At 64.5% G+C, this 10775-nt stretch carries 14 protein-coding genes; 10 read left to right on the top strand and 4 right to left on the bottom strand.

Features of this window, described 5'->3' with window-relative positions; translation table 11 throughout:
• From ACFE8X_RS17640 to ACFE8X_RS17620, 5 genes are all read left to right on the top strand, one after another.
• Nucleotides 1-171 (top strand): helix-turn-helix domain-containing protein (locus tag ACFE8X_RS17640; RefSeq protein ID WP_375452812.1); only part of this gene is annotated, 171 nt, incomplete at its 5' end.
• Between the two features lie 440 nt (nt 172-611).
• Nucleotides 612-1469 (top strand): alpha/beta fold hydrolase, encoded by an 858-nt coding sequence (locus ACFE8X_RS17635; RefSeq protein ID WP_375452810.1) that lies wholly within the window; start codon nt 612-614, stop codon nt 1467-1469.
• Between the two features lie 22 nt (nt 1470-1491).
• On the top strand, nt 1492-1920 hold the full coding sequence (locus tag ACFE8X_RS17630) for a YciI family protein (RefSeq protein ID WP_375452809.1): 429 nt from the start codon (nt 1492-1494) through the stop codon (nt 1918-1920).
• Nucleotides 1921-2122: 202 nt separating this feature from the next.
• Nucleotides 2123-3388: an RNA polymerase sigma factor gene (locus ACFE8X_RS17625; protein WP_375452808.1), complete on the top strand. Its 1266-nt coding sequence runs from the start codon at nt 2123-2125 to the stop codon at nt 3386-3388.
• Between the two features lie 2 nt (nt 3389-3390).
• On the top strand, nt 3391-3645 hold the full coding sequence (locus tag ACFE8X_RS17620) for a hypothetical protein (RefSeq protein WP_375452807.1): 255 nt from the start codon (nt 3391-3393) through the stop codon (nt 3643-3645).
• On the opposite strand, the gene ACFE8X_RS17615 is transcribed toward ACFE8X_RS17620, so the two are convergent.
• On the bottom strand, nt 3646-4005 hold the full coding sequence (locus ACFE8X_RS17615; protein ID WP_375452806.1) for a PleD family two-component system response regulator: 360 nt from the start codon (nt 4003-4005) through the stop codon (nt 3646-3648).
• Nucleotides 4006-4203: 198 nt separating this feature from the next.
• Between ACFE8X_RS17615 and ACFE8X_RS17610 the strand changes: the two genes are divergently transcribed.
• Nucleotides 4204-4845, top strand: a complete 642-nt coding sequence (locus ACFE8X_RS17610) for a glutathione S-transferase family protein (protein WP_375452805.1) — start codon at nt 4204-4206, stop codon at nt 4843-4845.
• Between the two features lie 63 nt (nt 4846-4908).
• On the opposite strand, the gene chpT is transcribed toward ACFE8X_RS17610, so the two are convergent.
• Both chpT and ACFE8X_RS17600 read right to left on the bottom strand, forming a co-directional pair.
• On the bottom strand, nt 4909-5586 hold the full coding sequence (gene chpT, locus ACFE8X_RS17605) for a histidine phosphotransferase ChpT (RefSeq protein ID WP_375452804.1): 678 nt from the start codon (nt 5584-5586) through the stop codon (nt 4909-4911).
• A 217-nt stretch (nt 5587-5803) separates the two neighbouring features.
• Nucleotides 5804-6259, bottom strand: coding sequence for a YHS domain-containing (seleno)protein (locus ACFE8X_RS17600; RefSeq protein ID WP_375452803.1), 456 nt, complete (start codon nt 6257-6259; stop codon nt 5804-5806).
• Between the two features lie 162 nt (nt 6260-6421).
• On the opposite strand from ACFE8X_RS17600, the gene ACFE8X_RS17595 reads away from it, so the two are divergent.
• Nucleotides 6422-6949, top strand: coding sequence for a DUF1134 domain-containing protein (locus ACFE8X_RS17595; protein WP_375452811.1), 528 nt, complete (start codon nt 6422-6424; stop codon nt 6947-6949).
• Nucleotides 6950-7106: 157 nt separating this feature from the next.
• On the top strand, nt 7107-8069 hold the full coding sequence (locus ACFE8X_RS17590) for a hypothetical protein (RefSeq protein ID WP_375452802.1): 963 nt from the start codon (nt 7107-7109) through the stop codon (nt 8067-8069).
• A gap of 16 nt (nt 8070-8085) precedes the next feature.
• Here the strand turns inward: ACFE8X_RS17590 and ACFE8X_RS17585 are convergent, their stop codons facing one another.
• Nucleotides 8086-8439 carry a hypothetical protein gene (locus ACFE8X_RS17585; RefSeq protein WP_375452801.1) on the bottom strand — a complete coding sequence of 118 codons (354 nt, stop codon included), beginning with the start codon at nt 8437-8439 and terminating at the stop codon, nt 8086-8088.
• Between ACFE8X_RS17585 and ACFE8X_RS17580 the strand changes: the two genes are divergently transcribed.
• Both ACFE8X_RS17580 and rpoH read left to right on the top strand, forming a co-directional pair.
• Nucleotides 8438-9466: an RluA family pseudouridine synthase gene (locus ACFE8X_RS17580; RefSeq protein ID WP_375452800.1), complete on the top strand. Its 1029-nt coding sequence runs from the start codon at nt 8438-8440 to the stop codon at nt 9464-9466. The two genes, ACFE8X_RS17585 and ACFE8X_RS17580, sit on opposite strands and share 2 nt — an antisense overlap.
• Before the next feature lie 297 nt (nt 9467-9763).
• On the top strand, nt 9764-10642 hold the full coding sequence (gene rpoH / locus ACFE8X_RS17575; RefSeq protein WP_375452799.1) for an RNA polymerase sigma factor RpoH: 879 nt from the start codon (nt 9764-9766) through the stop codon (nt 10640-10642).
• The last annotated feature ends 133 nt before the right edge of the window (nt 10643-10775 follow it).

Below are 10775 nucleotides of genomic sequence, written 5' to 3'. Positions count from 1 at the left end.
CTCTATGGCGGCATGGACGAACCCGAACTCAAGATCATCGACGTCTTCATCTGCAAGCTGCGCAAGAAGCTCTCCGTCGCCACCGGCGGCAAGAATTACATCGAAACCGTCTGGGGTCGCGGCTATGTCCTGCGCGAACCCGACGAGCACGAATATTCCGAAAGCGCCTGACTTCGCGCCGTCCCGTGAGGGCAAATCGCTCCAGTGGAGCGATCTGAGGCAAGAAGGCCACCAGACCTATGGTCGACTGGCAGCTCGAATGGCGAGGAAGCTCCCGGCACCGTCACACCGAACCCCGCGCAGCCTCCCCTGCGCGGGGTTCTGGTTTTTGCGCGAAGCTGACCATCAGGCTCTTTCCCCCCCTTGAGCGCAGGCTTATCTCCCGACTAAGCCTCTTGCCGAAACGCCTCAGTCAATACCTCCCCCTTGAGGGGGAGGATCAAGGTGGGGGTGGTCTGGCCCCAATATCCAGGCCAACCCGCCCCTCAAAGGGCAAGGCGAACCCAGGTTCCTGCAAAAAACATCCACCCTCCTGTCGAACCGCGTCCACCCCGCTCGTCGTGTTACCAGAAGCGCCACGCCCACCGGCGCCACGACCTGAGGACCCGCCCATGCACAAGCTCATCGCCCCGCTCCTGACCGCCGCAACCCTGCTGGCCACCCAGGCCGCCCAGGCCGAAACCGTCCCCGTCAACGGCATGGACATCTATTACGAGATCACCGGCGAGGGCGATCCGCTCGTGGTCCTGCCCGGCGCCTACATGACCATTCCCGACATGGGCGAGATCATCCCGCTGCTGGCCAAGACCCATAAGGTCATCGCCATCGAATTCCAGGGCCATGGTCGCACCAACGACATCGACCGGCCCATCACCTATCCCAATCTGGCCGACGACGTCGCCGGCCTCATGGACGCCCTCGCCATCGAGAAAGCCGACATCTTCGGCTATTCGCTGGGCGCCGGCGCCGGCATCCAGCTGGCCATCCGCCATCCCGAAAAGGTCGATCAGCTGGTCAGCGCCTCGGGTGGCTACGACATGGCCGGCATGCAGCCAGCCTTTGCCGCCTTCGTGCCGCAGATGACGCCCGAGATGATGCTGGGAACGCCGATGGAGACCGCCTACAAGACCCTGGCCGTCGACAAGGACGGCTTTCCCGCTTTGGTCGAAAAGCTGATTGCGCTGGAAAAGGAGCCGATGGCCTGGGGCGATGATGTCAAGGCCATCAAAAGCCCGGTGCTGATCATTGCCGGTGACGCCGATGTGGTCACGCTCGAGCATGAAGTGGCTTTCTTCCGCCTGCTCGGCGGTGGCATCATGGGCGATATGGGAGCGCCCCTGCCCGCCTCGCGCCTCGCCATCCTGCCCGCCACCTCGCATACCGCCGTCATCAACCAGCCCGCGCTGCTGTTGTCGGTGATCGAGCCCTTCCTTCAGGACCAAACCCCGAAATCCTTCATGGGCATGTAAGCCACCACCGGAGTTCCAAAAAATGCGTTTCATGATCCTCGTCAAAGCCTCCCCCGAAAGCGAAGCCGGCGTAATGCCGTCGTCCGAGCTCATCGCCGCCATGGGCCGATACAATGAGGCCCTGATCGATGCCGGCGTGATGCTGGCCGGTGAAGGCCTGCAATCGTCGGCCAAGGGCGCCCGCATCAAGTCTGAGGCCGGCACGGTCACCGTCACCGACGGCCCGTTTTCCGAAACCAAGGAACTGCTCGCCGGCTATTGGCTGATCCAGACCAAGACGCGCGACGAAGCCATCGAATGGTGCAAACGCATCCCCTTTGAAGACGGCCAGGAAGTCGAGCTGCGCCAGGTCTTCGAAGCCTCCGACTTCGCCGTCGACGACATCAGCCAGGAACACCTGCAAAAAGAACAAGCCTGGCGCGACGCCAACGAACAATTGGTAACACGATAGGGCGAGGCACCCCTCACCCTATCCCTCTCCCCGAAGGGGCGAGGGGACCAGATTTGCGATGAGGCTTGATCTTGCCTCGTCCACCGAACAGTCCCCTCGCCCCCTCGGGGAGAGGGTTAGGGTGAGGGGCCTTGCTTGTTGGTCTTGCCTATCGATCCAGCCTGCACTTGCCCCCGCCACCCTATCCTGCTTTCATCCATCCATGGATCAAGCCGCCGAATCCCGAACCCACCGGGCCATCAACACGGTCTGGAAACTCGAGCAACCCCGCCTGATCGCGGGGCTGACGCGCATGGTGCGCGATATCTCGATGGCCGAGGAACTGGCGCAGGACGCGCTCCTGGTGGCGCTGAAATCCTGGCCCCAGGCCGGCGTGCCCGACAATCCGGGCGCCTGGCTGATGCAGACGGCCAAGCGCCGCGCCATCGACTATTTTCGCCACAACAAGATGGCCGCTCGCAAGCTGGTGGAGGTCGGCCATGGCATCGAAACCGATGCGCCCGACCACCTGGAAGCCCTGCACGACGCGCTGGACGACGACGTCGGCGACGATCTGCTGCGCCTGATCTTTACCTCTTGCCATCCGGTGCTGCCGCCCGAGTCGCGCGTCGCGCTCACCCTGCGCCTGCTGGGCGGGCTCACCACCGCCGAGATCGCCCGCGCTTTCCTCGTTGCCGAACCCACGATCGGCCAGCGCATCGTGCGCGCCAAAAAGACGATTGCCGAAGCCCATATTCCCTTCGAGGTGCCGCGCGGGCCCGAGCGCGCCGAACGGCTGGCCTCGGTGCTGGGCGTGCTCTATCTGATCTTCAACGAGGGCTATTCCGCCACGGCCGGCGCCGATTGGATGCGCCCGCAATTGTGCGAGGAGGCCATGCGCCTCGGCCGCGTTCTGGCGCGGCTCACCCCCGACGAGCCCGAAGTGCACGCCTTGGTCGCGCTGATGGAAATCCAGGCCTCGCGGACCGGCGCGCGCACCGACGCCACCGGCGAGCCCATCCTGCTGCTCGATCAGGACCGCTCCCGTTGGGACCATCTGCTGGTCCGTCGCGGTCTGGATGCGCTCGAGCGGGCCATTGCGCTTGGCGGCGCCGAAAAACCCTACGCGCTGCAAGCCGCCATCGCCGCCTGCCATGCCCGCGCCCGCAAGGCCGCCGATACCGACTGGCCCCGCATTGCCGCTCTCTATGCCGTCTTGGCGCAGGTGACCCCCTCGCCCGTGATCGAGCTCAACCGCGCCGTTGCCATCTCCATGGCCGATGGGCCGGTCGCCGCCCTGGCCCTGATCGACACGATCAAGGACGATCCGGCGCTCAAGGCCTATCACCTGCTGTTCGGCGTGCGCGGCGACATGCTGAGCAAGCTTGGCCGGCACGACGAGGCCAGGCGCGAATTCCGCAAGGCCGCGCAGCTCACCCAGAACGCGCGCGAAAAAGCCTATCTGCTGGGCCGGGCCGAGGACGATTGAGCGTGGCGAACGTCCACCTGATCGATGATTTCGTGAGCCGGGAGCATCGCTTCACCCTGGGACGCGATCGCCGAAACGGTCGCCCTTTCCTCTCGACGCCGGTGAGCGGGGCGCTGCTCGCGGTCGAATACGAGGCCTATTTCTGGATCGAGGAGGACCAGTATCAGCGCTTCCGCGCCGATCCGGAAGCCGCCGCGCAGTTTACCGACGATTGCCGCATGGGTCGCCACGGGGCCAGGTTGATAGCCAGGCCCTGATCAGGCCGCCATCTCGAACTTGGCTTCCAGCACCGCGCGATCGAACGGCTTCATCATATAGTCGCTGGCACCGGCCTTGAGCGCCATGGCGATGACGCCGATATCGTTCTCCACCGTGCAATAGACGATGCGCGGCTTGTCGCCGCCGACATAGGCACGCAACAGCTTGAGGAACTCCAGCCCGCTCATGACCGGCATGTTCCAATCCAAAAGGATCGCGTCGGGCATTTCATGGCGGCACTTGTCGAAGGCTTCCTGGCCGTCCTCGGCCTCGTCCACGATATAATCCATATCCTCCAGGATGCACCGTGCCACGGTGCGAACGACGGTGGAGTCATCAACGATCAGGCAGGATTTCATGGCAGGACTCTCGCAAAGGCAGACGCCCGGCCATTATGGCGTCCACTACCTACCGAATGGTTAGCAATGCGTTCGGAAAGAGGCCGACGCTGGTGCCCGGATCGCTGCCACGTCGGTCGCCCTCGGCCACCGCGCGGCACATCTGCGCCGCTTTCCACGAGCGGAGCGGGACGCTATAGGTCAATCAGGAGAAGGAACATGACCGAGCCGTTGATCATTTGGACCTATGACTGGGTGCCCGCAGGCAAGTCCGGTCCCCGTGGCCATGTCCGGGACATCCGCTTGCGCTGGGCCTGCGAAGAGGCCGGCCTGCCCTACGAGGTCAGGTCCGTCCCGTTCGACAATCGCGGACCGGAGCACTTTTTGCGACAGCCGTTTGGCCAGGTGCCTGTTCTGCAAGAGAACGGCATAACCCTGTTCGAAAGTGGCGCCTGCCTCTTGTATCTGGCGCGCAAGAGCGAAAAACTGATGCCGCGCACGCCCAGGGGCGAGGCCGAGACCCTGGAATGGACCATTGCCGCGCTCAACTCGATCGAAATGGTTACGGTGCCGTGGTGGTTCATCGGCCTGTCCAACAATCAGGACAACCCCCTCCAGGGCTGGGTAGTCCAGCGCCTGCAACACCTTGAGGCTATATTGACGCAGCGCGAATGGCTCGCCGCCGGACAGTTTTCCGTCGCCGATATCCTGATGTCAGACGTTCTGCGCGTCCCCAAGGTCATGACTGCCGGCGATTTCCCGGCCTTGCGATCCTATATCGATCGAGCCTGCGCGCGTCCCGCCTTCAAGGCCGCCTATGACGCCCAGATGGCGCATTTCGCTGCCCATGAACGCGCCTAGCGCCGGCGTTCCACAAACCGCTGTGAACGCCGGTCATCCACGCCAAGAAGCGCGCCGGCCTCATCAGGCCGCCACAGCTTGCGCCTTGGGTACCGCGTTGAGATAGAACTGCTCGTTCTCGATGCCGATGGCGATGTCCATGTCGGTCATGCGCGCCAAAATCCCGGTATAGAACGGCTGGATGCCCCGTGCGTCGACGAACCCTTCCTCCGGCACGCCCGCCAGCAGGCCGACGCAACCCGACGGGATCAGGGTTTTCTGCCGCTTTTCCGGATCGCTTCTGGAGGTAAAGGCGAAGCTTTCGCTGCCCGCCGCCCCGGTAATGCTGGCCGTCACCTGCCCGCCCCGCGGCACCGACATGGCGGCGATCAGCAGCATGTTCATGAACAGCTTGGCCTTGTGCTTGGGCAACAGGATCAGCGGCACGGTCCATTCCAGATCCGCCTTTTCGATCTCGAACAGGATGCGCGCCACCCGCTCGCATTCGCGCGTGTCGATATCGGTGCCCGCCGTCGATGACGCGCCATAGGCCAGGCGCGCAAATTCCAGCTTGGCCCGGCTCTGCCTGGCGGCGCTGGCGATGAGGTCGCGTGCACCCTCGCTCATGTCGCCTTGGCTGGGATCGGCCAGCACTTCCAGCCCATTGCCGATCGCCCCGATCGGGTTGATCAGGTCGTGACACACCCGCGAGCACAGCATGGCCGCCAGATCGGTTGCGTTGAGCTCGATGATATCGGCCATGAATGCGGTCTCCGTAACAAGGTGGGTCTGCGGACCTTCGGGAATCAGTTGCCAGACAATAGCGGCACAACGGTAAACATAGCCTGCATTTTTGCCCCGCCCGCGCGCACCCTCGCCCCGACGTCGGACTCCACTAACATCCCCGGTCGACGCCTCCCCCTGCAGGGGGAGGATCAAGGCGGGGGTGCGAGAGCCCCGATATCGGAATGGGACGCCCCTAACGGCTCGACAACGTTTTGGCCAAATCCGGCCAATTGGCCGCGCCCTTGCTGGCCGCCGCATCGGGCGCCAGCAAAAACGCTTCGCGGCTGCCCGCCGAATAGAACAGGTACAGCCGCTGCTTGAACACGGTATAGATCATCGGGTCCGCGTCTGACACGAAGCCGCGCGCCGCGCTCATCGCCCCATGCCCGCCGAACTGGGGCGCATAGATGGCCGGGGACCGCTCGAACACATCGCGATTGGCCGGATTGGCGAAGTGCCAGGGCACGCCCTTCCAGACATATTCCAGATCGCCTCGCCCCAAAAGCGGCGCATCTTCGGTGAAATAGGATACCGGGTCCATGCCGCCCAGCGCGATGCCGGTCAGCGGATCGGTGACGATCTCGCTGATGATCGACTGCCCCCAGGCCGGGGCCGCAACGCCCAAAAGCGGCAGAACAAAGGCGAGCATGGTTAAGATTTGTTTAGAGGTTTGCGTCATGATCGCCAGCACTGATCGCTATGGGCGGCCCCAGGGTAGCCGCCAAAGCTTACCGTCTTTTTAACCACCGCTGCGCCTCTGGAGGACAATATGCTCAAGCGCCTAGGCCTCATTCTTGCGGTGCTGACCGCAATGCTTGCGCCCGTTCCCCTCGCCTTGGCACAGGGCTCGCTCAGCGATACCTATTCGGGCGAGGAACTGGTCGATACCGGCAGCGCCTTTTTCGGCTCGGTCGCCCAGGGCCTGGCCTCGCTGATCGAACGCTCGGTCAGCCAGTTCGGCCTGCCCAACGGCTATATCCTGGGCGAGGATGCCGGCGGCGCCCTGTTTGCCGGCGCCCGCTACGGCCAGGGCACGCTCTATACCCGCAATGCTGGGGAGATCCCGGTGTTCTGGCAGGGCCCGAGCCTGGGCTTCGATGTCGGCGGCGATGGTTCCAAGACCATGATGCTGGTCTATAACCTGGCCCAGGTGCAGGAAGTCTATGGCCGCTTTGCCGGCGTCGATGGCTCCGCCTATGTGCTGGGTGGGCTGGGCATGACGGTGATCAAGAACCGCAATATCGTCATGGTGCCGATCCGCTCCGGCGTCGGCGCCCGGCTCGGGCTCAATGTCGGCTACCTCAAATTCACCCCCGAGCCGACCTGGAACCCCTTCTAAGCGCCAAGATTTGATCGTAGAACCTGGCTGCCCCGGCGTTCGGCGCCTGCCCGGCGGTGACGGGGCAAGCCAAAGGGGTTAGGGTTCGGCTGTGATTGCCGAAGCGGCTGCCACACCAGCGTTTTGCCTGCGACCCCGGCGCGGCGGAGTTCGGTCGATGCTCATCGAGAACATCATGTATTTTGCGCTTGGCCTGCTTGCCGCAGGCCTCTTGGCGCTGATCATCATGCCGGCGGTCTGGCGTCGTGCCGTGCGCCTGACCAAGCGGCGCATCGAGGCGGCCACCCCGATCACCATGGCCGAATTTCGTGCCGACAAGGACCAGTTGCGCGCCCAGTTCGCGCTGTCCACCCGCCGCCTGGAAATGAGCGTCGAGACCCTGCGCACGCGCCTCGCCGAGCAATTAAGCGATGCCGACCGCAAGCGCACCGAGCTTGGCGTGCTGACGGCCGAGCGCAGTCAGCAGGTCGATGTGGTCAGGCAGGTCGAGGAGCGCGAAGTCGCCCTGCGCAGCCGCGTCAGCGAACTGGAACGCGAAGGCACCGAACTCGCCCGGCGCCTGGACATGGCCGAGCGCGAAATGGCCGCACGTGCCAGCGAGCATAACCCTGCCGACCCGCTGCCGGCCGGCAAGCCGAGCCTGCCCGCCCTCGAAACCAACATCCTGGTGGCCGCCGAAGCCCGTTTCGCCAGCGCCGAAACCCGGCTCAACGCCATCCTGGCCGAAACCGGCGAGCTGGAGCAGAAATCGGGCGGGTCCCCGAGTCGGCTCCTGGCCGACCAGCTCAACCGCGATGATGATCTCGATGCCCTGCGCGCCAGCGTCGCCGGCGTGGAGGCCACCATCCTGGCCGATTGGGGCACCGATCGTACCGCCGAGGAGCCGTTGCGCGACCGCCTCAACGACATCGCCTCGGGCGTCAGCCGCCTGGTCTATGCCGTCGACACCGAACCCCCCGTGGTCGCGGCGCCAGAAGAAAGCCTCTTCGACCGCGTCCAGCGCTTTGCCGACGAGGGCGAAAGCACCGGCCCTTTGTCCAAGGCCCTGCCCCGCGGCAGGCGCAAGGGCGGCAATATCACCGACCGCATGGCCGCCTTGCGCGAAATCCAAAGCCGCTGACGCTGCCGAGCCTTGCCTAGGGCGCGGCGATCACCACCGAGCCGGTCTGCGCGCCCGTGCTCCGGTCGAACACGGCCAGCGTCACCGTGCCGCCCAGCCGATAGGTGACGTTCAGCGCCCCATCGGCCATGACCGCCGCTATCACCTCGGCGCCGGCCGGCACGCTGATGCCGGCGACGATTTGCGGGGGCGGACTATCGCGCATCACCCGATAGACAAGCGCAATCCCAATCGCCATAAAGCCCAGCAAGAGGATGCCGATCGAAATCCCGAAGGAACGGCGGGCCTTGGCGAACATTGCTGTCGCTTCGGGCGTCAGCGGCGCATCCGCTGGGGGCGCGTCCGGCCCGGTATTTTGAGGATCGCTCATGCACAGCCTGCCCATTGAGGAAATCGATGGTGATGAAGTCGAAATCGTCGTCGCTGCCGAACAGGCCGGCGGCCGGCTCGATGCGGTGCTGGCCAAGGCGCATGCCGCCCTCAGTCGCAGCCGCCTCAAGGATCTGATCCTGACCGGCGCCGTCGCCATTGACGGCCAGATCGCCAGCGAGCCCAAATATCGCGTCAGGGCCGGCGAGACAATCACCCTTATTGCCCCACCCCCCGACGATGCCGAGCCCCAGGGCGAGGCGATCCCCCTGGACATCCTCTACGAGGACGATCAGCTCATCGTCATCAACAAGCCGGTCGGCATGGTGGTCCATCCCGCTCCGGGCAGCCCCAGCGGCACGCTGGTCAACGCCCTGATCTTTCACTGCGGCACAAGCCTGCAAGGCATTGGCGGCGTCAAGCGCCCCGGCATTGTCCACCGGCTCGATCGCGATACCTCGGGCGTCATGGTCGCGGCAAAAACCGAAACGGCCCACAAGCACCTGTCCGCCCAGTTCGCCGACCACGGCCGCACCGGCCCGCTGCATCGCGCCTATATCGCCTTCGTCTGGGGCACCACCGAAACCGGCAAGGGCACCATCGAGGCCCCGCTCGGCCGCGACCAGAACAACCGTCTCAAGCAGACCGTGCGCAAGGACGGCCGCGAGGCCATTACCCACTACGCCGTGGCAGCCCGCTTCGGCGGCGACGGCTGGGACATCACCCGCATCCAGTGCCAGCTCGAAACCGGCCGCACCCACCAGATCCGCGTCCACATGGCCTATATCGGCCATCCCCTGGTATCCGACATCGTCTATGCCTCGGGCTACGCCACCAAGATCAACCGCCTCCCCCCCGAAGTCGCCGCCCCCATCGTCGCCCTCGGACGCCAGGCCCTCCACGCGGCGGAGCTCGGTTTCGAGCATCCCGCCACCGGCCAGGAAATGCTGTTCGAAGCGCCCCTACCACCAGATTTGCAGACGCTGCAGGATGCACTGGAGGAGTTCGACAAGGCATTTGCGCGATAGGCTCGTGCCACGCCCTCGTGGTTCGAGGCTCGCAAGAACTTGCACCTCACCATGAGGACTACCAAACTGCGATTGTCCAGTAGCCCTCATGGTGAGGTGGGAGGCGAAGCCGACCCTCGAACCACGAGGGCGTGCCCTACGGAACCCTTTCCCCGTTGCCACGTTCGCATGGATTCAACGCTCTTACATTCACCGATTTCCCGCCTACATATAACGCGTTTCGCTCCCTGTGCCGGTTTCGGACAGGCGCGAAACCATCCGCCCGCGCGATGCGGGGGAGCTAGAAAGGGGTGCTTCATGGCCCAGACTAACCTGCCCGTCCTGTCTGCCGAAGGCGGGCTTAATCGCTATCTGCAGGAAATCCGCAAGTTCCCGATGCTGGAGCCGGATGAAGAATTCATGCTTGCAAAGCGCTACAAGGAGCACACCGATCCAGCTTCGGCGCAAAAGCTCATTACCTCCCATCTCCGCCTCGTCGCCAAGATCGCCATGGGCTATCGCGGCTACGGCCTGCCCATTTCCGAGGTCATCTCGGAAGGCAATGTCGGACTGATGCATGCCGTCAAGCGCTTCGAGCCCGACAAGGGGTTTCGCCTTGCCACTTATGCCATGTGGTGGATCCGGGCGGCGATCCAGGAATATGTCCTGCGCTCCTGGTCCCTGGTCAAGATCGGCACCACCGCCGCGCAAAAGCGCCTGTTCTTCAATCTGCGCAAGGTCAAAGGCCAGATCGCTGCGCTCGATGACGGCAATCTGCATCCCGACCAGATCGCCCAGATCGCCACCACGCTCAATGTGACGGCGGCCGAAGTCGTGTCGATGAATGCGCGCCTCTCGGGCGACGCGTCGCTCAATTCGCCGATGCGCGCCGACGAAGGCTCCTCCGAATGGCAGGATTGGCTCGTCGATGACACTCCGAGCGCCGAAACGCGCCTGGGCGACAACGAGGAATACAACGAGCGCATGGGTCTTCTGACCAGTGCCATGGATGTGCTCAACGAGCGGGAACGCGCCATCTTCCAGGCCCGCCGCCTGCAGGACAATCCCTCGACGCTGGAAGAACTGGCCCAGCAATACGACGTCAGCCGCGAACGCATCCGCCAGATCGAGGTCCGCGCCTTCGAAAAAGTCCAGGACGCCGTCAAGGACGCCGCCCGCCACCAGGCCGGCGCCTAACCGTTACCAGCCGTCAAATATCAAGGCCGCCCTCCGGGGCGGCTTGTTTGTTTGCACGGCCCCGATGTCTCCCACCCACGGTGTCACCCCGGCCTCCGGGTCGCTTCGCGCCCGAAGACAGGCTCCGGCCGGG

Source organism: uncultured Devosia sp. (assembly GCF_964244875.1).
In the GTDB taxonomy this organism is placed as follows: Bacteria; Pseudomonadota; Alphaproteobacteria; order Rhizobiales; family Devosiaceae; genus Devosia.
Note: the sequence above shows the minus strand (reverse complement) of the source record. Positions and strands in the feature narration are given on the sequence as shown.

Coding starts and splice junctions, on each gene's coding strand:
- ACFE8X_RS17635 (WP_375452810.1), top strand. CDS start 612: ATGCACAAGCTCATCGCCCCGCTCCTGACCGCCGCAACCCTGCTGGCC.
- ACFE8X_RS17630 (WP_375452809.1), top strand. CDS start 1,492: ATGCGTTTCATGATCCTCGTCAAAGCCTCCCCCGAAAGCGAAGCCGGC.
- ACFE8X_RS17625 (WP_375452808.1), top strand. CDS start 2,123: ATGGATCAAGCCGCCGAATCCCGAACCCACCGGGCCATCAACACGGTC.
- ACFE8X_RS17615 (WP_375452806.1), bottom strand. CDS start 4,005: ATGAAATCCTGCCTGATCGTTGATGACTCCACCGTCGTTCGCACCGTG.
- ACFE8X_RS17610 (WP_375452805.1), top strand. CDS start 4,204: ATGACCGAGCCGTTGATCATTTGGACCTATGACTGGGTGCCCGCAGGC.
- chpT (WP_375452804.1), bottom strand. CDS start 5,586: ATGGCCGATATCATCGAGCTCAACGCAACCGATCTGGCGGCCATGCTG.
- ACFE8X_RS17600 (WP_375452803.1), bottom strand. CDS start 6,259: ATGCTCGCCTTTGTTCTGCCGCTTTTGGGCGTTGCGGCCCCGGCCTGG.
- ACFE8X_RS17595 (WP_375452811.1), top strand. CDS start 6,422: ATGCTTGCGCCCGTTCCCCTCGCCTTGGCACAGGGCTCGCTCAGCGAT.
- ACFE8X_RS17590 (WP_375452802.1), top strand. CDS start 7,107: ATGCTCATCGAGAACATCATGTATTTTGCGCTTGGCCTGCTTGCCGCA.
- ACFE8X_RS17580 (WP_375452800.1), top strand. CDS start 8,438: ATGCACAGCCTGCCCATTGAGGAAATCGATGGTGATGAAGTCGAAATC.
- ACFE8X_RS17585 (WP_375452801.1), bottom strand. CDS start 8,439: ATGAGCGATCCTCAAAATACCGGGCCGGACGCGCCCCCAGCGGATGCG.
- rpoH (WP_375452799.1), top strand. CDS start 9,764: ATGGCCCAGACTAACCTGCCCGTCCTGTCTGCCGAAGGCGGGCTTAAT.